This is a genomic window from Planctomycetota bacterium (assembly GCA_016235865.1).
In the GTDB taxonomy this organism is placed as follows: Bacteria; Planctomycetota; MHYJ01; order JACQXL01; family JACQXL01; genus JACRIK01.
On sequence record JACRIK010000018.1, the window covers coordinates 1 to 23,511 of the forward strand.

Here is a 23,511-nt window from a genome sequence, read left to right on the forward strand (position 1 = left end):
GGGGGGGGCGGGGTTTGGGGGTGGGGGGGATAGGGTCTGTTGTTGTAACGTCCTAATTTTTAAGGGGATATAATATGAGTCAAATTGAATTTAATGCCAGAATCATCGCTCCATATTTTGCAGAGATTCCACCGGAGATTGATGAAAAATGGTGTAGCAAATCCAAAAAAGCGGCTCCCAAGGCATACAAGAGTATCAAAAAGGCCATCAAAACCAAGAAGGATTTTGACGAGAAGATAGGCAATCCCACCAAGAAGACGATTGCTTCTTTTATTGACCCGAAATTTGTTTCCCGGACCGGACATACCTACGGGAATATAATGGATGATGTCCGGCAGAGCATGAAGAGCGCAGGAAAAGAGTATCTCCGGGGCGTAAAGGATGGTTTTGAGACCGGTCGATATGAAGAGTCCGTGGAACTCAGCCGGAAGAGATATGCCCAAAAGTGGTGCGAATATCTCGGGCCGCTCAAGGGCTATAAGGCCGGCAATATTTTGGGGCTAGCAACTATGGCCATAATGGCCCTGGCCGGTGATAATGACCTGGTTAATTATCTCAGGGCGCGCGGTGTCAACGTTCAAGGTCAACCGTTGGTTATAACCACCCCGGAGCGGATTAACGAGTTTAAGAATATTTTAACCAAACGGATTGTCGGTTGGGGCAGCGAAATAATCAAACTGGGTTGTGAAGCGCAGGATATCAAACGACTCAGTGAGAAGTTAAACCAATTAGTCAACGACTATCGCCGTCCTGAGATTGCGCCTTTCACTTCAGGCGGGCCTTCTCATATTGATTTTATAATAGCGCAAATCACCGACTCCACCCAACCAGGAGGAATGTGGAAATCACTGGGATTGGATATTCAAGTAACAATGGAATAATAAATTCAGATAATCTGAGAAATCTGTGCAATCTGTGGTTTATTTTTTTCCCAGCGTTTCTGCCATGACCCCGCTAAAGCGGGATAACTCGCAGTAAATCATTCTTCAAACTGCGAGTAACCTGCCTTAACGGCACATTATGTTTCCGAGCGGATTAACCTGCCCCCGATGTTCGCTCCGCTCATCGGGATAAGAGACAGTATGTCACTGGGTGACTACTGTCTCTAACAGAATTTTGTTAATTCTTCTTGACCACGCACATAAATAATGCTATATTATTATATAATAGTTTAACCGAACCTTTGGTCGCACCGGCTGATTTGGGTAGATGTTTTATATGCGGAGTAAACTTTTTATCGGTTAGGGGTATAATAGCGTATATGCAAAAAATCAGGTCTTTACTATATATAATACTTTTTCTGGCGGCGGCGTGGTTGAGCGGATGTTCGGCGCCGAAACTGACCGACGCCCTGGCCACCGACCAGGAAAATATCCAGCGCATCAAGGCGATGAATCTCCTGGAGCATTCCGTGGTCCTGGCCCCGATCGAGTCGCTCATCGCCAGGCAGAAGGTTACCAATGAAGAGACCGAACAACTGGTGGAGATTGACACCAAAGAGCTGTCCGCTAAATTGGTCGAGACCTTCCGGGCCAATAATGTTTTTAAGAAGATGGAAAAGATGGCGCCTAAGGACAATCGCGCCCAGCCCGTCGGAGATGGGCTGGTTCAGCCCCCAGCGGGGGCTGGACACGGTTCCCAGAAGGCGTTGATAAAAGAGGCCCGGGCCAAGAAGGCCACGCTCCTGATGAGGGTGACGCTGGAAAAGGCGCGGGTCTATTCGCTGGGCAATAATGATTCGGCCCTGGGCAATACGGCCATGTGGCTGACCCTGGGGATTCCGTCGCTCTGGGGCGCGGATATCAATTACGGCGTGGAGATTACGGCCCGGGTGTCATTCCTGGACGTGGCCTCGTCACCGGATTTCGCCACGGTGTTGCATTCATTCGAATATGTTTTCAAGGAAGAGGGCGGCCTGAGCTATCTGGAGCGTTCCGGCAGCCTGGCGGTCCTGGCTATTCCGCCCCAATATTGCCCGGATGACCTGGATAAGGTCAGTGAGACCGTCCTGCCTTTAGCCCAGGAACAGTTCCTGCTGAAATTAGCCGAGCAGACCAAGAAAGAACTCGGTCCCAAATAAGTTGATAAGCAGATAAGGATAAAAGGTTGATAAAGACTTATTTCTTATCAACTTATAAACTTGTCAACAAAAGTTTGAGACCCAGCAAAGACATTTATGAATCCGGACGTATTGTCGATTGAGGGCAGGGCGGCAGGCCGAACCCGGGCCCCCGGCAAGGGCAGGAATAACGTCTGGTATATCGTTTACCAGAGCCGGGTGATGCAGCAGGTGATGGACATGGCCGATAAGGTCGCCCAGTCCGACTCGCCGGTGATGATTCTGGGCGAGACCGGGACGGGCAAGGAGCTGATTGCCCGGTACATCCACCTGAACAGCCGGCGCAAGCGATATGAGTTCCTGGACGTTAATTGCGCCAGTATTTCGCAGTCGCTCCTGGAGAACGAGCTTTTCGGGCACGAGAAGGGCAGTTTCACCGGCGCCGATGAGCAGCGTCGGGGATTATTCGAACTGGCCCACCGGGGCACGCTGTTCATGGATGAAATCGGCGAGATGTCCGTGACCACGCAGTCCAACCTGCTCCGGGTCCTGGAGACCGGGGCCTTCCGCCGGATCGGCGGTGAAACCACGCTCAAGACGGACGTCCGGCTCATCACCGCCACCAATAAGGACCTGGAGAGCCGCATCGCGGAAAAGACGTTTCGGGACGATTTGTATTACCGCCTGAATACGATAGTTATTACCCTGCCGCCTTTGAGGAAGCGCAAGGATGATATCTGGTTCCTGGCCGAGCATTTCCTGTCGGTGAGCAACAAGCAGCAAGGGCTAAAGAAGCATTTTGCGCCCGACGTGCAGCCGATATTCGAAAGATACCACTGGTCCGGCAACGTGCGCGAGCTGAAAAACACCGTGGAGCGGATGGTCCTGTTGAGCGAAGAGGACGAGATCAAACTCTCCGATATGTTCCCGGACAAGCTTTTCATGCAGGCCAAAACGGGCGAGTCGTCCCTGCTTCCGCTGGAAGAGGTGGAAAAGCGGTATGTCCTCAAGGTCCTTTCGTATACCAGGGGCAACCGGCGGGAGGCGGCCGGACTCCTAAAAATAAGCGAGCCGACCCTCTACCGCAAAATTAAGGAGTATAATATTAAGACCGAGAACGAAGGTAAACCCCGGTAGGAATGCCATTTTTACGGATAAATAACCCAGGTAGGGCGTCTATCAAAATTTAATAGGCGTCTATCAAAGTGATAGATAATTATTGATTGATAATTAACTGCCGGGCGGGGCATAATAAAATTGACGGCTTAAAACCATTGTAATACCTAATATGCGGGGCAGGCAGCCGGAATTATAATTTATTATTGCATTTTGGCACGATATTTGCTATAATAAGTATATTAATAGAGGGGTATTTTATCCCCAGAACCAAATCTAAAACAAGGAGTTCTATTATGCGACAGAATGGATTGAAGATTTTCGGGGTGGATTTGAGACGGTGGCATTTATATTTTATTGTTCCATTGGTGTGTCTGATGATAGCCGGTTGCGCGGCCGGGTTGTTGCTGGTCGGCACGGCCATGAGCGGTTCGTCCGGCGGAGGCACCAGTTCCGGTTCGTCGGCCCAGAGGCGGGTGACGGGCCTGGTTTTTTCCCAGGGGTCTGAGAATGTGATAGCGCCGTTGGGCGGCGCTTCGGTCATGGCCGAATGGGGCTCGACCCGGAGCATTTTAGGGGCTTTCACCAAGGCCGTGACCATGAGCGCCTCGACCACGACCAACTCGGACGGCTCTTACGAACTGGACGGGATTGACGACGGCGCGAACGTGGTGATTACCATCGAGAAGGACGGGCATACCACCCAGATTCATAACGTCAATACGGCGGGAAGCAGTCCCAGCATCAAAGGGACGCTGGCCCCCAAGAACCAGAACAAGAAGACCGTTTTTTCGTCCACGGATAATGATATCAATACGGATGAAGACGTGAACGAAAAAGGCGAACCAATCGCCCGGTGCCACGTGGTGATTAGCGCGGGCGCCGTAACCGGCGATACCGAGGTGGAATTGACCCCGTATTATTCGCTGGATAACCTGCCCCAGCCGCTGCCGGCCGGGTATATCGGGCTGGCCGGGGCTGATTTCAGCGCCGCATCAACCGTTGTTTTTGCCACAAACAAGGATGTCAAACCCTATCTGGTCCTGCCGTCAACCGTGCGCGCCTCGGAATTGAACGTGATAAATATCAAACTGATGGAGTTGATAGAGGTCAGCGGCGTCAAGCAATGGTTGGTATCCAAGAATGCCATTAACCAGGACCGGGCCTGTGAATATTACACATCAGGTCCTTATGAGGGAATGTTGGGCCCGGATGACGGCGTGATTGATGATAACCAGGCGAAACTTAAAGGCATCCGGCCGTTCTGTTTCGTTTATTCGACCACCCAGTTGGCCACGATTAACGGCACGGTGAAGAACACCACCGGCACGGCGATTGCCGGGGCCATGGTCTTCGGCGGCGGTTCGTCGGATACCACTAATTCGTTAGGCAAATATTCCCTGAACAATGTAATAGCCCTGAGCGCCAGTTCGGACACCCTGATAATGGTTAATGCCATAGCGCCGAATTATCAGCTGGCCTCGGCCGTGGCGTCTGTCCGGGCCAACAGCACCACCAATAATGTCAATATCACGCTGGAGACCCTGGAAGAGGTGGCCATATTAGGCGGCTCGGTCAAGGATGCATCTACTATTTCACCTATCGCCGGGGCCAAGGTGGTCTGCACCAGCCAGCCGTATATCGCGGCTTTTACCTATGATAACCGGGGCACCACGACCGACTTGATGGATGACACGCTGTCGGTCACGCCGCCGGCCAATCTCCGTAATTATCGCTGGAATCTGACATCGCCCAGCGGCGTAAGATACCAGTCAGCATCCCAGATTAATAACTGGGTTATTTTGAGCAATCTTTTCTCCGAATCCGGGTTTGATTCCCTGGGTTCATACCGGGTGGACCTGGGTATTACCCTGTCTGACGACCGGGTGGTTACGGCCACCGGCGGATTCATGTTAAAGATAGTATCTTTGAGCGTTATTATTACGGATATCAGGTTGCCGGTTTCGATGGACCCGTCGATTACCATGGAGGCATACAGCAATACGGTGGGTAATTACCGAATGATCGGGGTGCCGACCGGCGTGGAATTAAAACTCCAGGCCAGCAAGACCGGCTATCAGTCATCAGGCATCCGGACCATATCAGCCCTGACCAAAGGAGCGACAGCCGTGGAGAATTTCACACTGAATGCCGGGTCAGCCGCGGTGGCATCCATTTGGATAACGCCGGCGCCTTCGGTGAGCTTGCAGACCGGCCAGACCGTGCTGTTTTCCGGGGTGGCTAAGGATGACGCGGATAATACTATTTCGCCCACGCCGGTTTTTACCTGGATTTCGTCAAACCCGGCGATTGCCTCGATTAACAGCTCCTCCGGCCTGGCCAGCGCCCTGGGTTCGGGCTCGGTGACCATCGAGGCCTCGACCGGCGCCGTGACCAGCAATGCCGTGACGGTGACTGTGGGCGGCGTGCCGGCCGCGCCCAGCGATTTTACGGCCGTGGCCGCTTCATCCTCGCAAATCGATTTGGCCTGGCAGGATAACTCGGCCAACGAAGACGACTTTAGAATAGAGCGTTCCACCAACGGGATTACCTATGCGCTGATTTCCACCCAATATCCGGATGTGGAATCATATAGTGATACCGGATTATCATCCAGTACTCAGTATTACTACCGGGTTTATTCACGTAATGTCAATGGCGATTCAGCCAAGGCCAGCGCCTCGGCTACCACCCCGGGCACTCCGGTGCCGAACGGGCCTTCAGCACTGATAGTGACGCCGGTAGATGCCAATACCATCGATTTGGAATGGACCGACAATTCTAATAATGAAACATTATTCCAGATACGCCGTTCGCCGGACGGGGACACATATAACGTTATCGCAACGGTCGGCGCTAATACAACCAGTTATCAGAATATCGGGTTGACGCCCAATTCAAACTATTATTACCGGGTCTATGCCCGCAATGATTCTGGTAATTCCACGACCTATGCCTCAGGTGACACCTGGACGCCGGATACCATACCGACAGCGCCGAGCGGCCTGGTTGCCTCAAACACTTCGTCCTCGCAGATAAATCTGACCTGGACCGACGCGTCAAATAATGAAAGCGGGTTTAAGATAGAACGTTCGCCCAACGGCGTGGATACCTGGACCGAGATTTATACCACCACAATCAATGCGACTTCTTATCCGAATACCGGGCTGGTTTATAACACCACCTATTATTACCGCATCCGGGCATACAACACGGCCGGAGATTCTAATTACAGCAATATTGCGTTTGCCACAACCAGCCAGCAGGCGCCTGATGCGCCGACCGGGGCGACCATCACGGTCCTGTCCGACACCTCTATCAAAATTGACTGGACCGATGCCTCAGATAATGAAGATAGCTTCAAGGTCCAGATATCCACGGACGGAACAACCTACACGCTCAAGACCACGACCGCGGCTAATGCCACGGTATTTACCGATACCGGCCTGACGGCTTTGACGACCTATTGGTATCGGGTTTATGCGTATAACACGGCCGGCAGTTCCGGCTATTCCAACGTGGTTTCGGATACGACCAATGCGCCGCCCATACCTGATGACCCGACTAATCTGGTTACTACCACAGTTACTTCTTCATCTATCGGACTGCAATGGACTGATAATTCCAATAATGAGACCGGTTTTAAGCTGGACCGTTCTCCGGACGGCGTGAGCAACTGGGTGACCTTGACCACCACCGCCGGAAATGTTATCGCTTTTTCCGATACGGCGCTGACGCCAGCCACTACGTTCTACTATCGGGTCTATGCCTATAATTTGGGCGGTGATTCCGGTTATGCTTCCGTGACAGCGGCCACATTCGCCGTACCGGATAACCTGGCTTTTTCGGTTCAGCCCGTTAACACGGCAGCCGGTGCGACCTTTCCTGCGGTCCAGGTGACTGTCAGAGACGCGTCTAATAATCCATTAGCATTAGATGGCATACCCATTACGTTTACTATTAATAAAGGCACGTTAAACGGCACCTTAAGCAAGAATACCGTAGCCGGAGTGGCTACTTTCAGCGATTTGAATATGACTTTAGCCGATACCGGTTATGCCATTACGGCTTCTTCAGGCGGGCTGACCCCGGCCGCCTCTAACGCATTTAACATTACATTTGCGGCGGCTAATAACTTAACCTGGGTAACCAGTCCCGCCAATTCCGTGGCGGGATCAACCATGGCTGCGTTTACGGTCCGGGTCAGGGACGCCTATGCCAACAATGTCCAGGGCACGACCGTATCAGTGACTACCACTAATTCTGCGCTGGCGGTTTATCAAGGCGGCACAGCGGTGGCGGATTATGCCACAGCCGGCAGCGGCGCCGATGGCCTGGCGACATTCTCCACCATTAGTATGACTGCGGCCGGGACCGGATATGTATTCCGGGCATCAAGCGGCGCTCTGGCTACGGTTGACTCCGGCGCATTTAATATCACGCCGGACGCGGCGGATAATCTGGCTTTTGTGCAGCAACCAACCACTACATCGGCCGGCGCCACCATGTCACCGGTGACGGTCCGGGTTAAAGACGTATATGATAACCTTATTTCCGGCCAGGCGGTTTCTATCACCACCACGGACGGCACGTTGATAAATGGCACGCTCACCCAGAACAGTGATATAAATGGTATCGCCACCTTTACGCCATTGAGCATGACCGCACCCGGCACCGGATATGTTTTGAGCGCGACTTCCGGTGCGTTAGTGGTTACTTCAGATGCATTTAACATTTCAGGAGCGGCGGCAAATTTGGCCTTTGTCCAGCAGCCGGCTAATACAATGGCCGGAGCTACGATGTCCTCAATTACGGTTTTAGTAAGGGATCAGTTTAACGATCCGCAACCAGGCATAACAATTTCCTTGACCACCACCAACGGTACGCTTATAAATGGAACGCTTTCTAAGGATAGCGATATCAATGGCGTTGCCACCTTTGATGATTTAAGTATTACTTTGGCGGCCAATAACTATGCCTTGAGCGCCTCGGCTCTGACCTACACCGTTGCCGCCATAGTTTCCACTTCATTTAATATCACACCGGCCTCGGCTAATAGTTTAACCTTTTTCACGCAACCGGCGAATACCGTGGCCGGAGTAACTATGTCCATAGTTCGAGTTCGGGTTTGGGACCAGTATGCCAATGTGGTTCCATCCGTGGCCGTATCGCTGACTACCACCACCCAGTTGAATGGCACCGCAACGATTACCAGCAACGCTATCGGAATAGCCGCATTTAATGATTTATATATAACCACCACCGGGACATATCAATTATCAGCCCGGGCCGGCGCCGTTGGCCCGACCAGCTCAAATAATTTTGATATTACGCCGGGCGCGGTAATGACCGTGGCGGTTTCCGGAGATACTCCGATTACCTCCGGTATAGAATCCTCATCGTATACTGCGGTATCCAGGGATGCTTATAATAATAATGTTTCGGATACTTACGCCTGGACAAAGGCCAACGGCACAGGTACAGCCACTCTCAGCGTAGATAAGCTGACCGGCGTCCTGTCCGGGACCGTCACCATCACGGCCACCTCTGATGCTGCGCCGGCTAAATCCGGCGGAAAAACAGTCACCGTAAATCCGGGAGCGCCCAGTAGTCTGACCTTCGTCCAACAGCCGACTACGGCCACTGTGAGCGTGGCCATCACTCCGGCCATTACAGTCCGGGTTAAGGATGTCAATAACAATCTTTTATCAGGCGTTTCTGTTTCCGTCACCACCACAGGTGGCACGGCTTTAAGCGGTACGCTTACCCGGAGCAGTGATTCCGGCGGTATTGCGACCTTTAATGATTTAAGCATCGCGTCCGAAGGCAATTATTCCTTATACGCCACCACGGGCCTGATTACCACGACCTCAGCTTCATTTAATATTATGCCGACCCTGCCCAACGTACCGTCCGGTCTGACGGCCACGGCGATTTCGCCTACCGCCATAACCATTACCTGGACAGATACATCAAATAATGAGAGCGGGTTCAAGATAGAGCGTTTCATCTCAGGCAGTTATCAGGAGATTGCCACCACTACGGCTAATACAGCGGTTTATACCAATAACGGCTTGTCAGGTAACACGCTTTACTATTATAAAGTCCGGGCCTACAATGTGACCGGCAACTCCGATTACAGCAATGTGGCTTCAGCCCAGACTCCGATTGCGCCGCCAACGGCGCCGAGCGGACTGATTACCACCTCGGTCACGGCTTCGGTCATATCATTGCAGTGGAACGACAACTCCTCCAATGAGGATAATTTTAAATTGGAAAGGTCTGATGACAACGGAGCCACGTATACGGTTACTTATACTATTTCCGCCAATACCACGGTTTATACCAATACCGGTCTGTCTGAAAACACCACCTACTGGTACCGGGTGTTAGCCATTAACGGTGGCGGCAGTTCGGGTTATTCCAATGCCAAGAGCGCCACCACGTTGTTGCCTTTGCCGACCGCGCCGAGCACCATGACCGCTACCGCGGCCTCGTCATCGCAAATCAATCTGGCCTGGCAGGATAACTCGTCTAACGAGACCGGATTCAAGGTAGAGCGCTCGCCTAACGGTTCGACCGGCTGGGGTGTGATTCTGACCCCGACCGCCAACAGCACGTCCATATCCAATACCGGTCTGTCGGCATCAACCACGTATTATTACCGGATTTTGGCCTATAATGCCACGGGGAACTCAGGTTATTCCAATAACGCCTCGGCCACCACCTTTGAGGTGCCGCCGGTGACGCCGACCAACCTGACCATATCCGCAACCGCCTATAATTCCGTGGTCCTGACCTGGACCGATACGGCCAATAATGAGACCGGATTTAAATTAGAACGTAAACCCGGAGGAGGTTCATATAGCCAGATTGCCACGCCTACGGCCAATGCCACGGCTTACACGGACAACAGCGTATCGCCGAATACCACCTATTATTATAAAATCCGGGCCTATAACACTGCCGGTAATTCCGGCTACAGCAACGAGGCATCAACCACCACGCCGCTGCCGCCGATACCTAATGCGCCGACCGGATTGGTTACAAATACGATAACCTCGGTATCTATCGGGATGCAGTGGACGGATAATTCCACTACCGAGGATGGGTTCAAGGTAGAACGCGCTTCAGCCCCGGGCGGGCCGTGGTTCTATCTGGACCAGGTTTCAACCAATATTACGGCATATAACAACACCGGTTTGGGTTCAGGCCTGACCTACTATTATCGGGTCTATGCATATAACACCGGCGGCAGTTCCGGTTATTCCAATGTGATATCAGGCACCACGCCGATTATCGCGCCCAATGCGCCGACCGGGTTGGTTACCACCACGGTAACTTCATCAGCCATCGGACTGCAGTGGACGGATAATTCCCTGGATGAGAATTCATTCAAGGTTGAACGCTCAATTAAAATGATGAACTGGGTGGCCGGCTCGCCGAGTACCGTGCCTGAAGCCAGGGTATATTTTGCCATGGCGTATGATTCGGTCCGCAAGAAGACCGTGCTTTTCGGAGGGCAAAACAGCATCGGTAATCCTATTAATGATACCTGGGAATGGGACGGGACAAACTGGACCCAGCGCACGCCGGTTTCATCGCCTTCGGCAAGGATGTCTCATATGATGGTATATGATTCGTTCCGGCAGAAGACGGTCTTATTCGGAGGTCTAAACGGCCCCACCCTTAATGATACCTGGGAATGGGACGGGACGAACTGGACCCAGCGCTCACCCGGGACCAGCCCATCAACCCGGCGTAATTCAGGCATGGCCTATGATTCGGTCCGTCAGAAGACGGTTCTGTTCGGAGGTTTTACCGATGGCGGGCCTAACAACGAGACCTGGGAATGGAATGGAACGACCTGGACCCAGAGTTCGCCTGCTTCATATCCTTCTATGAGGTATCTTCATACGATGTGTTATGATTCGGTCAGCCAGAAGACGGTTCTGTTCGGCGGTATTACCGGGGGGTATGATGACCAAACTTGGGAATGGGATGGGACGACCTGGACCCAGCGCTGGCCGGGTTCGTCACCATCAGCACGATTTGCTCATACGATGGTGTATGATTCGGCCCGTAACCAGACGGTTCTGTTCGGAGGTTATGACAGTTATGGACCTAACAGCGAGACCTGGGAATGGGATGGGGCATCGGGGATTTGGACTCCGGTTTACGGTGGCGTACCAACAGCGCGATATTCTCATGCGATGGCATATGATTCCGGCCGGCAAAAGGCAGTTATGTTCGGAGGAAATACCGGCGTTTACATGAACGATACCTGGGAATGGTCTGAATGGGAGGCGATTGCCGAGGTGGGCGCCAATGTTACCACGTTGAGTAATTCCCCATTGCCGGCCAGCACGACATATTGGTATCGGGTCTATGCTTATAACACGGCCGGGCCGTCCGGAATGTCCAATGTCATATCAGCCACCACCCTGCCGCCCCCGCCTCCGGCGGGGCCGACCGGTTTGATTGCCTCGGCGCAGGCCATTGATAAGATACAGTTGAACTGGAACGACAATTCCGGCGATGAAGACGGTTTCAGGATTTACCGTTCCACCAACGGAATTACTTACAGCCAAATTGTTACGCTGACGCTTAACACGACCGTGTACCAGGATATGCCGGTATCGTCCTCGGTAGTTTACTATTACCGGGTCACGGCGTACAGTGCATACAGTGGTTACGGAGATTCTTCTGCGGCTGAGACAACCGGATTTATTTCTACCCAGCCGGATGCGATGATCAGATTGAGCAGTGAAAGTGATGCGTTGTATACGTCTAATAATGTTTATGAATCCACTCCGGTGTCCCAGACCAAGGGGCAGACCGCGGAAAGTTACAAGCTGGTATCCTACTATATCAGGGTGCAGAATGACGGTAATCTTTCCGATTCATTCAAGATAACCGGCTCCGGCAGTTCCGGGAATTGGACCGTGACATATTATGACGTGACTTACGGCGAAGCGGGGCCTAATATTACTTTTGATATGACCTGGATTTTTGGACCCGGATACGTGCCTTCTATAGCCGCCGGAGGTTATATCACCATCCGGATGGAGGTCAGCCAGTCATACGCCCAAACCGGTTCGTATTATGATGCGGTGGTCAGGGTTGCTTCCCAGAGCGACCCGGCTAGGGTAGATACGGTCAAGGCTAGGACCGAGGCCATTCCAGCTTATTACAGCATCTCAGGCAGCGTCAGTTACACCGGGACCAAGACCGGCCGGATTTACCTGGGATTGAATTGGTTCAGCTACGGCGGTGAGCCGGGCAGCGGGACCAGTATCCCGGCGGTCGGGGCATTTACTATCCGGGGTGTTCAGTCAGGCGATTATAGCGTTTATGCCTGGATGGATACTCTGTCTTCCGGAAACAGTAACGCCGGCAATCCTAACGGTGCTACCGGTTTGGTCAGCGTGACTTCAACCAATGTTACGGGGGTAAATATAGTTTTATCTGACCCGGTCACGCCCACCCCGACGGTACCCGATTATGTTCAGGTTTTCCCGTCAGATAGTTCAGGGCTGGCTTTCTATGATACGCCCAAAGATGGAAATGGCAAGGAGATTGCCAGTTCCTATCGCGTATATTGGCATACCAGTCCGACGGTCAGTAAATCTATTTATCTGGGCTACAAAACAATTCCGGCTAATCAGGATGACGCGGCGTTTATTACGGGTTTGACTAATGGATGGACGTATTATTTTGTGATAACCGCATTAGTCGGGACGAATGAAAGCGCGGAATCGGCTGCATCAGCCGGGCTTATCGGTCCGGCCGCAGGCAGTTATAATGTGTCGGGCACGGTCTTTTATCCGGGCGTGACGCCGACCGGTCCGCTTTATGTGGGTGTTTATAATGATGCCGGCGCGATTACTTATACCCGCATTGCTTCGCCGGCTGTTTCTTCCCAGACCTATAGTTTCGCCGGCGTAGCCAACGGTACTTATATGCTCTGGGCGTCGTTGGATATGAATAATAACGGGTTAATGGATGCCGGCGATTGCAAGGATACCGAAGGAGGAACTTTCGTTACGGTCAATAACGCCAACCTGACCGACCAGAACAAGACACTGCCGACCGGATACGGTACCGGTAAAGTGGAAACCGAGCATCGTAAAATAGGCACCGAGGAAACCTACAGTCTTAATATCAAAGTCGCCAGCGGGAGAAAGCTGGTGGTGGCCTGTTCAATTACTTCAGGTCCGGGTATTACCGCGGTGCTGGATATTGATAAGCGAGACCGGGAGTTCAGACGTAATATTGAGCGCGGCTTAAACCGGCCGATTACCTCGGATAATTATGCTCTTAATGTGACATATTCAGACGCGACTACCGAGACCCTGAACGCTCCGGTGACCGCGGTATTGGATTGTTTTGCCCAGAATCTTTCGCCGACCACCATCACCGGCGGGCATGTGGTGCCGACCTTCACTTGGGCTGCTCCGGCCTCGCCGCCGGCTTCATATTCATATTATTTATGGGTGAATGAGCAAAACGGGGGAGACCTCTGGAGGTATCCGGATAAATCAGATATGCCCAGTTCGCAACTGGCGGTTCTGTATAATACTGACAGCCGGGCGTCCCAGCCTAACCTGGATATTGGGTCGGTTTATTATTGGTATGTGCTGGTCAGTGATTCAAACCGCAACAAGGCGTCGCAGGGGGTAAGTTACAGCCCGACCTATTTCGACCGCCAGGCCGATGCGCTGATTGGATTGAGCAGCGAGGCGATTACTTCATACCTGACCGATAATCTTTACGAATCCAATCCGGTTACTCAGACTAAATACCAGGATGCGTTGAAGGGCCAGGTAGTTTCATATGTAATCAGGGTTCAGAACGAAGGCGCCAGCGCTGAGTCATTGATAATTACCGGGACGGCCGGCAACTCCAGCTGGATTGTCAAATATTTCGACGGAGCGACAGATGTTACGGCTAATGTCACCGGCGCCGGATATACCACGCCTGTTATTGCTTCATGCGGTTACCGGGACATACGCCTGGAGGTTAATTCCACAGCCACCGCGACGGTTGGGTCCACGATAAATGTATTTGTGACAGCTAAGTCGTGGAACGACCCGAGTAAAAAGGATATGGTTAAGGCGACTACTACCCGGGTTAACAGTTATGCCGGATTAGGCAACGACGGGTCACTGAATGTGACAGGTTTATTCTATATAGATTCCCAGACCAACGGTTATAACGGCCGGAGTCAGCCGGATGGCTGGAGTTCCAGGGTTTCTTCATTGACTCCTAACAGCGCCGATCTATATAGCACGCCGGCAGCCGGGACGTTCTATCCCAATGACGAATTTATTCTTATTTCTGTAAAAGGCGCTCCGTCAACCAATGTCGGCAACTATGAATTCCTGCGGGTTTACTCGGTTTCGGGCAGTACGGTTTATTTTACCTGTAATAAAACCAAATACTACGGAGACACTGCGGGTTCTGACGCCAATGCCGGAAGCAACCAGTATGTCTTCCTGCAAAGAGTGCCCAATTATTCCAGCGTTCTGGTAAACTGGAATTCTGAGTTGACCTGTAACGACTGGTATGGAAGCGGTGGCGGCGTCCTGGCTTTCCGCGCCAGTTCAACGGTTTATGTTGGTACCAGCGGTAAGTCTGATTATACTAACCGGACGGCCTATATCCGGTCCAGAGGTTTTTCAGGCGGTTCCGGCAGTAGCTACTCAGGTAATTCGGCATCGGGTGATGCATATAACATATTAAGCACATATTCTTCCGGCGGTTATGCTTATAACGGAGCGGCTCAAAATGGTCTTACCACGCCTAACCCGGGCGGCGGCGGAGGCGGCGCCGGAGATACCAATGATACTACCTTACGTACAGGATCTTTAGGCACGACCGGCGCGGCCGGCGGCGGTGGCGGAGCTGCCTACGGCGGAACGTCCGCTACCAAAGGCGGCGGCGGAGGCGGAGGAGGTTATTGTACTGTCGGCACTAATGGACTGGGGTATACAATGGGCACGGGTGCTTCCGGATCAACCGGTGGTACCGGCGGTAATAGTTTTAGCAGCTCAACGCAAAATAATGCCGGTGGCGGTGGCGGCGGCGGTTCATTTAACAGCCCATCAAGTTTAAACAGCAGGGCATTTTTCGGTGCCGGCGGCGGTGCCGGCGGCGCAACCTGGGCATCAACCGGCGGTTCTTACGGTGGAACCAACGGCGGTAAAGGTGGCGGTTTTATCTATATCGGGGCTGCTTATATTTACGTATATTATAATGTCTACAGTACTTACTATGATTACGGATATATTACGGTCAATGGCGAAAACGGGAAGAATGTTTCATACTCCGGTAATTCCTTGCCGGGCGGCGGCGGTGGTGGAGCCGGAGGTTCGATAATTACCCGTTCTTCAGTACTTTATATTGGGCATACCATGGGTGTTACTTGTTATGCCGGCGCCGGTAGTGTTGGCGGATCAGGTTATGGCGGAGGTGCCGGCGGCTGGGGCGGAATTTATTACCAATATAGCAGTCTGACAGGTAATTCTCCAGCGCCTAATACGTATAGCCCAGGAACTGCGCCATCAGAATAGGTATTGTTAAGCGTGATAAACCCCGTTCCCCGATTAACATCGGGGGCGGGGTTATTTTTTTTCATAAATAGCGCATACCTAACAGAATCTAATAGTTGACTTGCCTGAAAAATGAATTACAATGCTACGCTGATATGGTTTTACTGAAAATCACTCTTGTTTTTATATTGATAGTTTTGTTGCTTAGGTTAAAAACCCCATTTAGTATTTCTATCCTTCTGGCCGGCCTGATATTAGGCCTGGGATTTAATCTAGGGGTTTCTGATATCGGCCGGACCGCCTGGGCAGCTCTTCAGGAGCCGGAGACCATTTCTCTGGCTTTGATTGTCGGAATAATATTGGTCCTCTCCGAGTTGCTTCAGGTATCAGGCCAGATGACCGAGTTAGGCCAGGTGATAATCAAGACCTTCGGGTTACATCGCTGGACCTATACGATTTTACCGGCTATTATCGGGTTACTGCCCATGCCCGGTGGGGCATTGTTTACCGCGCCGATGATGGACGGGGTCAGCGAAACCAACATACCGGCCCATAAGAAAACCCTGATTAATTATTGGTTCCGGCACATCTGGGAATACGCCTGGCCTCTGTATCCGGGCCTGGTTTTGGCCGCCGGTTTAGCCCGGGTTAATCTTAACACCCTTTCCCTGATACAGTCGCCGTTTACCGTGATTTCTGCCCTGATTGGCGCCGCGCTCATTCTGCCCGGCATAAGAATATCGGATGAACACGTTCATAAGGGTTCTTTTAGGGATTTCGCCCGAATGGTCTATCTGATTTCTCCGATAATTGTTATTATCTTGCTGTTTGTCGTGTTTCATCTGAATATGCTTATCTGCATTTCAACCGGCCTGGCCGTGGCCATTCTGAATGTCCTCATCAGCCGGAAGTTAAAGATAACCGCCATACTCAAGGTTGTTTTTGTCAAGTTATCGGTTTATCAGATGATATTTGTGGTCATCAGCGTGCTGATTTTTACCGGGATAATGCGCTCCAGCACCCTGATAGTCGAACTCAGCCGTTTCTTCACCGGCGGGATAGACGGCAATATTCCTTTTGTCTATATGACCGTAGCCATAATACTCCTGCCTTTTATCGTCGGATTACTGACCGGCTTAACCGTGGGATTTGTCGGCATAACATTCCCCCTGATATTTTCCACCATTGTGCCGAACGGGATAGATGTCATGCCGATGGCAATGCTGGCTTATATTTCCGGGGTAAGCGGCGTGATGCTCTCGCCGGTGCATCTGTGTCTGGTCCTGACCAACCAATATTACAATTCCGAGTTTTCCAAGGTATATAAAACCCTGATTCCGGTTTCTTTGTCCGTGTTGTTATTGGCCGTGTCCGGATTTTTATTATACGCCATATTGTAAATCATCCGATTTTTGATTTACGGGCTCTGGGATGGGCCTGGTTATACACCTCTTTAAGCCGGTTGGTGGTGATGTGGGTGTAAATCTGGGTGGTGGAGATGCTCTTGTGGCCGAGTAATTCCTGGACGCTTCTTAAGTCCGCGCCATGGTCCAACAGGTGGGTGGCAAAGGTATGCCTGAAGGTATGGGGCGAGATTTTCTTGTTGGTCAATCCGGTGCCTATCCGGTAACGGGTAATTTCATTACGCACGCTCCGATCCGTCAGTCCCTCTCCGAAGCGATTAAGAAACAGATATGAATTCTGTTCCGGCTTTTGCTTGGCCGATATTTTATTATTAATTACATAGGCTTCTTTTTCCCGGGCAGTCAGATAGTTTTCTATCGCCTTCATGGCAAAACTGCCGATAGGGACTATCCGCTCCTTCCGGCCCTTGCCTAAAATATGGGCGACTGACGAATTGAAATCTATATCCTTTATTTTGAGTTGTGCCAGCTCGGAAACACGCAACCCGCAACTGTAGAGCAGCTCCAGGATGGCCGCATCCCTTAAGGCGACCATTCGGCCTTCATTGGGGCGGAACTTCGGTGTCTGGATGGCCGGCTGATGGACCATGTTTTTCACCTCTGACTCGGTCATAAAGTCAGGCAGTTTCTTATTTATCCGCGGCGAGCGTATCAGGACGATGGGATTGTTTGCAATGAGCCGTTTCTGGGCCAGGAACTTAAAGAATGATTTTAGCGTTGCCACCTTACGGGCCAGAGATGTTTTTTGATAATTCTTGTCTTTCAGATGTACCAGATAGGAGCGGATGACCAGATTGGTTACACCGGGAAAATCCATTGACGGGTATTGCGATTTCAAGAAATTGCTGAATTGAGCTAAATCATTGCTGTAAGAGCGAACAGTTTCCGGAGAATAATCCCGGGCCGATGATAAATAATCAATAAACTGCTTGATATAATCAGGCATAACTATTCTATCGGTAAAACACGGGGGATGCTTTAGATACTTAGATAAAACTATTGACCCCGCCCATGATTTTATTTATTATATTATTCAGCGCATAGAAATTATGCGGTTGACTGTTAGCTTCACACGATAAATTTATGTGCTGGGTTGACAATCATCAGGCCTGATATTATTATTCGTTATGAGAAAATTAATAATCTGGACATTTACGGCGGTTATAATCCAGTTTTTACCTGGCTTTAATATTTACGCGCAGGAATCAGCGCTTAGATTCAGCCGTCAGAGTATAGAAATATCAGGGGAATTGGATAATCTTATCCTTAGGGATATCAATAACGATAAATTGCAGGAGCTTATATTCCAGCAGGGGCATAATTTGTTGATATATAAGCTGTTAACGACGGTATCAGGCACGGGTTTCACCCGGGATGCCGTTTGTCAATTGCCCCAAGACGCCTGTATTTATGACATAGTTGAGGCGAGTTCCCAAGCCAATATAATTTATATTAACAGTAAAGGAATTAATGTAGCCGGCATGTATAGTTTAACCGGTGGCGCCGAAGCGCCAGGGCGCCCTGATGGCGCTCACCAGGCGGCGCCGGCACTGAATTTCCCCTGCCGGACTGTTTTTAGGGACGAAGGGTTTCCCGGCCCGCTTCAGAAAAAAATACTGTTTAATTTGGATGGCGATAATCGCATGGTGATTGTTCCCGACAACAATAAATTTCGTATGGTTTGCTACGATAATATTTTATCCAAAGCGATTACCCGGACCGATGAGGTGCCGGTTGATATGGTATCGCGGATATATAACAGCACCGGCATCTTTGAGCCTTTGGCGACAGAAGTATCCTTCCCGGTATTCGTATTCGCCGATATAAATAACGACAAGAGCAATGATTTTATTACCCTGAGGCAGAACAATATTTACGGTTTTACCTGCGACAAGGAAAAGCAGGGCGTTTTTTCATTTAAGCCGATTGGCAACCTGTTAACCATTCCCGATGGCGCCGCCAGCCAGGAAATTGATTTTGGCTATACCTTATCCCCGATTGTCAGCGATATAAACAAGGACGGTTGCGCGGACATTATCTTCAGCGATGACCGCGAAGGAACGGTTTATGTTTATTTAAATCAGTTCAATACCACAAAGGCATTCTTCGCCAAAACGCCGACCCAGATCATCAGGACGAATAACTGGATTATCGAGCATAACCTGATTGATTTGAACGGCGATTCATTGGAGGATTTGGTTTTGGTCCAGATGAATAAATTGGGAGTCATGGGCGGGTTGCAGGCCATCCTGGCAAAAACGCTGGAATGGGAGATAGTGGTGTATTTAGCTCGTTCGGCAAAAGACGCCTCGGCGGATGTTTATCCCAAAAGCCCTGATTATGTCCGTTCAATAAAACTGCCGTTTTCATTCTCGCATTCCGGGTCGCTTTCTTCAGGCCGGTTTCTTCCGAAGATACAAACCCCGTATATCTGGAGTTTAGCCGGCGATTTTAACGGTGATAAAATGCGTGATTTATTAATCTCCGGGACAGAATCGCAGATTGAGATGTATGCGGGAAGCGGGTCGCAGATATTTGACAAGGCCGTCTCGGCATCTTTGAATCTGCCTTCTATTACTCAGGGTTATAAGCTTATGGGAATGCCTTACGGCGCCCCGGTGATTGCCGATATCAATAACGACGGCCGCTCGGATATTATTGTTCCGCTTATCCGCCAAGATTCGGGCGGGCTGGTGTCTCATTCCTACGAAATTCTATTATCAAACTAAATATTATTATTTTATTGACTTTATACGGTATTGTTTGATATATAATAAGTTATATTAATTATCATTTTGGGAAAATCAGTGTTTAAGGAGGAAAATAAATGCAAAGGAAGGAAATCGCCGAAGCCATAGCCAAAAAAATTAAGGTAACTGATTTATTGGCAAAACAGATTGTCAAGGAGGTTTTCAGCGTCGTTATCGATACGGTGGCCAAAGAAGGTCGCCTGGAACTCCGTAATTTCGGGGTGTTCAGCATTAAGGAACGCAAGCCCCGTAAGGCGCGCAATCCTAAAACCGGCGCTGAAGTTCTGCTGCCCGCCCGCAAGGTAATGGTTTTTAAGCCCGGCTATAATGTTAAGAAGAAAATATCGCGCAGTTAAGAATATTATATCAGGAGATTATATATGAGAAATATTATCTGGTTGTTGGCCGTCACAATGATTATCGGATTGATTTGCCCGTCAGTAAGCGATGCCGAGTCGTTTATTAAATTGAAAGGGCTGGGTTGGGATAGTACCCTTAACGGTAAAATCAGGGCCGACAAAGACCTGATGACCGGTTCCAGCATTGATTTTAAGGATACTCTGGGTATTAAAGATTCGGTGATTGTTCCGGAGGTTGAGGGAAAGATTGGTTTCCTAGGAACCAGCCGGTGGATTATATCCGGCAGCACGGCAAGTTACGAAGGGGAAAAGGTGATTTCTAATAACCTGTCGTTTGCCGGAAAGACATTCTTAGCCAGCGAAACGCTCAAGACCCAGTTGGATGTCAGTATGATATCCGCGATGTATGAGTTTGCGCCGATTCCCGAAGGCGTTACGGCTGCGGTGACTTCAACTGAACCGGAAATGGGGCTCCTGCTTGGACTGAAATATTTCCACACCGAAGCCCAGATTACCTCAGATTCAACCGGCGCGGTTAAAAAAGAAACCTTCGGATTGCCCATCCCGGTTGTTGGATTGCGGGTTCAGGGGAGAATTGCCGAGAATATTCAATTGGAATCAGCCGGAACCTGGATGAAAATCAGGTCATCAACCACGGATATTACCATGTCCTGGTCTGATTTATACGGCGAACTCAAGTTCAGTTTTGTGCCCAAGATGCCTTTTGGATTCGGCTATAAATTAAATAAACTCGGTATTGACGCTGATATCGGACAGCCTTTCTTTTCCCGGTTTGAATTTAAGGGCTGGTATTTAATGGCATCGCTTGAATTATAAATTTTCTTAGATACCCTGCTGATCTATAGCGTGAAATATTTTCATTCCATAGCCATAATCGCCAGCGCTGTTTTCTGCTGTTATTCGACCGCTTATTCCCAGGTTCTTATCAGCGAGAAATCATCGGCCTTTTCGGACTCGGATTATAAGATTTCCATCAGCGAGTGGGTTACCCGGGGCGATTTCCGGATGCACGGCGGCCCGCCCAGCGCGGATAACATCTGGGAATTAACCCATCCGGTTGACGGCGGGATGACCCAGCTCCAGTTTTCCTATACCGAAAAGAAGAATTCGCCGTATACGATGAACATTTCACTGGGCGGCGGTAATATCAGGCAGGGCACCATCCGGGATACGGACTGGGACGCGGCCGGCGTGGTCAGCGACCTTTCTTACTCCACCAGCAACGGCGAAACCCTTAATTTCTCCTTTACCACTGATTACCTGATCACGGATATCAAAGAACCATACGAATTTTATCTGACCTTCGGATATAATTATCTGGATATCTCGGCCGATTATCGCAACGCGGTTATAGCCATAGATACTTACGTCCCGACTAGTACCCTGGTGATAATGAAATGGCAGGTCTACGATCTGCTTTATCAGGGGCTGGAAATAGGTGTTAAAGGCAAATCGGAGGTATTGGCCGATTTATTGTTAACCGGCTCATTAAGTTATGCGCCGTTTACTATGGCGGAATATAAGGGCACCCGATACCCCGGAACCGGCTTTGACCAGAAAGAACATATTATTGCTTACGGCAGCACTTTGAATTATGAGATTAAATTAAGTTACGACCTGTCAAACCAATTGATTATTGACGGCGGTTACAGATATAGCGCCTACCGGACCGAAGGCAAAGACCAGCCGGACAGCGCCTGGTCCGGTTCCTGGGAAAATTTGGATGCCGATTTCAAGGGATTCTTCTTCGGGTCAACCCTTAAGTTCTGACGCGTCGGTTACCCGTATTTCAGCTTCAGCGCCAGCAGTGAAATCACCAGCCCCAGAATCACGGCATTGGCAATGATGATGGGCTTGTCTTTTAATCGTATCCCGTAGGCAAACCAGAGTGAACCGCCGCTGATCATCAGCGCCAGCATCAAGAACGATAAATCCTGGGTTTTTTGGCTGGAAAAACTCTTTATTACCTGGGGCAGCAAAGCGCCGGTGCTTAATGTGCCGGCGATAATTCCGTGCAGGGTTAAATTCATTTTTGTCTCCTATATTAAAAAGCGGCTGATGACCAGATGTTGGACCTCCGAAGTCCCTTCGTAGATTTCGGTCACCTTGGAATCCCGGAACAGCCGCTCGATGGCAAAATCCTTGGTATAGCCCATGCCGCCGTGAATCTGCAGCGATTCCTTGGTGGCCCGGTTGACCACGCCCGAGGCAAAGAGTTTTGCCATAGACGCCTCTTTGACATAGGGCACGCCCTGATCGCGCATCAGGGCGGTCTGGTAGGCCAGCAGCCGGGCCGCCTCTATCTCGGTGGCCATCTCGGCTAATTTCCATTTGACCGCCTGGAACTCGTTGAGGAATTTGCCGAACTGTTTGCGTTCCTTGGCGTATTTGACGGCCATATCCAGGGCGGACTGGGCAATGCCGACCGATTGGATGGCAATCCCGATCCGGCCGCAGTTTAACGCATCCATGGCAATCTCGAATCCCTTGTTTTCCTGGCCCAGCAGGTTGGCCTTGGGCACGACGGCGTCTTCTAAAGCGATTTCACACATCGGCGCGCCGCGCACGCCCATCTTTTCCTCTCTTTTTCCGCGGGTGACCCCTTTAAACCCCGGCTCAACCAGAAATGCGCTGATGCCTTTATTGTTGACTGCCTGGGAATCAGTTCGGGCGAACAGCACGATTACACCGGCAATCGGGCCGGAGGTGACGAATTCCTTGACGCCGTTCAGAATATAGTTTTTACCGTCAAACCGGGCGTGGGCCTTGATGGAAGCCGCATCGCTGCCCGCATCCGGCTCGGTCAGGGAATAGGCTCCGATGATTTGGCCGGCGGCTAATTTAGGCAGGTATTTCTGCTTCTGTTCTTCAGTGCCGTATTTATTGATGGCGTTGCAGGCCAGCGAATTATGGACCGACAGTGTCACGCTGGTTGAGGCGCAGGCCCGGCTGATTTGTTCTAACACCAGCATCAGGGAAAAGGTGTCCAGCCCGGCCCCGCCGTATTTCTCCGGCACCATGATGCCCCAGAAACCCATCTCGGCCAGTTTGGCGATAATCGCATCCGGTATTTTTTCTTCCTTGTCAATGGTCCCGGAAATCGGCGCCAGGACCTTGTCCGCAAAATCACCGGCTGTATCCTTCAACAGTTGCTGCTCTTCACTCAGATTGTAAATCATATTATTGGCCTACATTATACATAAACTTTTCTAAAATTTAGCCTTACAC

General features: G+C 50.7%; 12 protein-coding genes. 9 read left to right on the plus strand and 3 right to left on the minus strand.

Annotation, left to right across the window (positions count from 1 at the left end; translation table 11 throughout):
* Positions 1 to 74: 74 nt before the first annotated feature.
* The 5 genes from HZA49_05035 (at position 75) to HZA49_05055 (ending at position 17,129) form a co-directional block, all read left to right on the plus strand.
* Positions 75 to 881: a hypothetical protein gene (locus HZA49_05035; protein ID MBI5778800.1), complete on the plus strand. Its 807-nt coding sequence runs from the start codon at positions 75 to 77 to the stop codon at positions 879 to 881.
* A gap of 380 nt (positions 882 to 1,261) precedes the next feature.
* Positions 1,262 to 2,080, plus strand: coding sequence for a hypothetical protein (locus HZA49_05040; GenBank protein MBI5778801.1), 819 nt, complete (start codon positions 1,262 to 1,264; stop codon positions 2,078 to 2,080).
* 96 nt (positions 2,081 to 2,176) lie between these two features.
* Entirely contained in the window at positions 2,177 to 3,196 is a 1,020-nt protein-coding gene (locus HZA49_05045; protein MBI5778802.1) for a sigma-54-dependent Fis family transcriptional regulator, read from the plus strand.
* A 275-nt stretch (positions 3,197 to 3,471) separates the two neighbouring features.
* Positions 3,472 to 15,750: a fibronectin type III domain-containing protein gene (locus HZA49_05050; GenBank protein MBI5778803.1), complete on the plus strand. Its 12,279-nt coding sequence runs from the start codon at positions 3,472 to 3,474 to the stop codon at positions 15,748 to 15,750.
* Between the two features lie 134 nt (positions 15,751 to 15,884).
* Positions 15,885 to 17,129, plus strand: a complete 1,245-nt coding sequence (locus tag HZA49_05055; GenBank protein MBI5778804.1) for a DUF401 family protein — start codon at positions 15,885 to 15,887, stop codon at positions 17,127 to 17,129.
* Between the two features lies 1 nt (position 17,130).
* On the opposite strand, the gene xerC is transcribed toward HZA49_05055, so the two are convergent.
* A complete protein-coding gene (gene xerC, locus HZA49_05060; GenBank protein MBI5778805.1) occupies positions 17,131 to 18,099 on the minus strand; it encodes a tyrosine recombinase XerC in 969 nt (322 codons plus the stop codon).
* A 181-nt stretch (positions 18,100 to 18,280) separates the two neighbouring features.
* Between xerC and HZA49_05065 the strand changes: the two genes are divergently transcribed.
* The 4 genes from HZA49_05065 to HZA49_05080 all read left to right on the plus strand — a co-directional run bounded on the left by HZA49_05065 (position 18,281) and on the right by HZA49_05080 (position 22,053).
* Complete coding sequence (locus tag HZA49_05065) at positions 18,281 to 19,882, plus strand: VCBS repeat-containing protein (GenBank protein MBI5778806.1); 1,602 nt, start codon at positions 18,281 to 18,283, stop codon at positions 19,880 to 19,882.
* A gap of 98 nt (positions 19,883 to 19,980) precedes the next feature.
* On the plus strand, positions 19,981 to 20,259 hold the full coding sequence (locus HZA49_05070) for an HU family DNA-binding protein (protein MBI5778807.1): 279 nt from the start codon (positions 19,981 to 19,983) through the stop codon (positions 20,257 to 20,259).
* 24 nt (positions 20,260 to 20,283) lie between these two features.
* Complete coding sequence (locus HZA49_05075) at positions 20,284 to 21,099, plus strand: hypothetical protein (GenBank protein MBI5778808.1); 816 nt, start codon at positions 20,284 to 20,286, stop codon at positions 21,097 to 21,099.
* Between the two features lie 30 nt (positions 21,100 to 21,129).
* Positions 21,130 to 22,053, plus strand: coding sequence for a hypothetical protein (locus HZA49_05080; GenBank protein MBI5778809.1), 924 nt, complete (start codon positions 21,130 to 21,132; stop codon positions 22,051 to 22,053).
* Positions 22,054 to 22,061: 8 nt separating this feature from the next.
* Here HZA49_05080 and HZA49_05085 read toward each other — a convergent pair whose 3' ends face one another.
* Together HZA49_05085 and HZA49_05090 are read right to left on the minus strand one after the other, a co-directional pair.
* On the minus strand, positions 22,062 to 22,313 hold the full coding sequence (locus HZA49_05085; GenBank protein ID MBI5778810.1) for a SemiSWEET transporter: 252 nt from the start codon (positions 22,311 to 22,313) through the stop codon (positions 22,062 to 22,064).
* A 9-nt stretch (positions 22,314 to 22,322) separates the two neighbouring features.
* The gene (locus HZA49_05090) at positions 22,323 to 23,462 is read right to left on the minus strand and encodes an acyl-CoA dehydrogenase family protein (GenBank protein MBI5778811.1); all 1,140 of its coding nucleotides are present in this window, start codon (positions 23,460 to 23,462) and stop codon (positions 22,323 to 22,325) included.
* Positions 23,463 to 23,511: the final 49 nt, after the last annotated feature.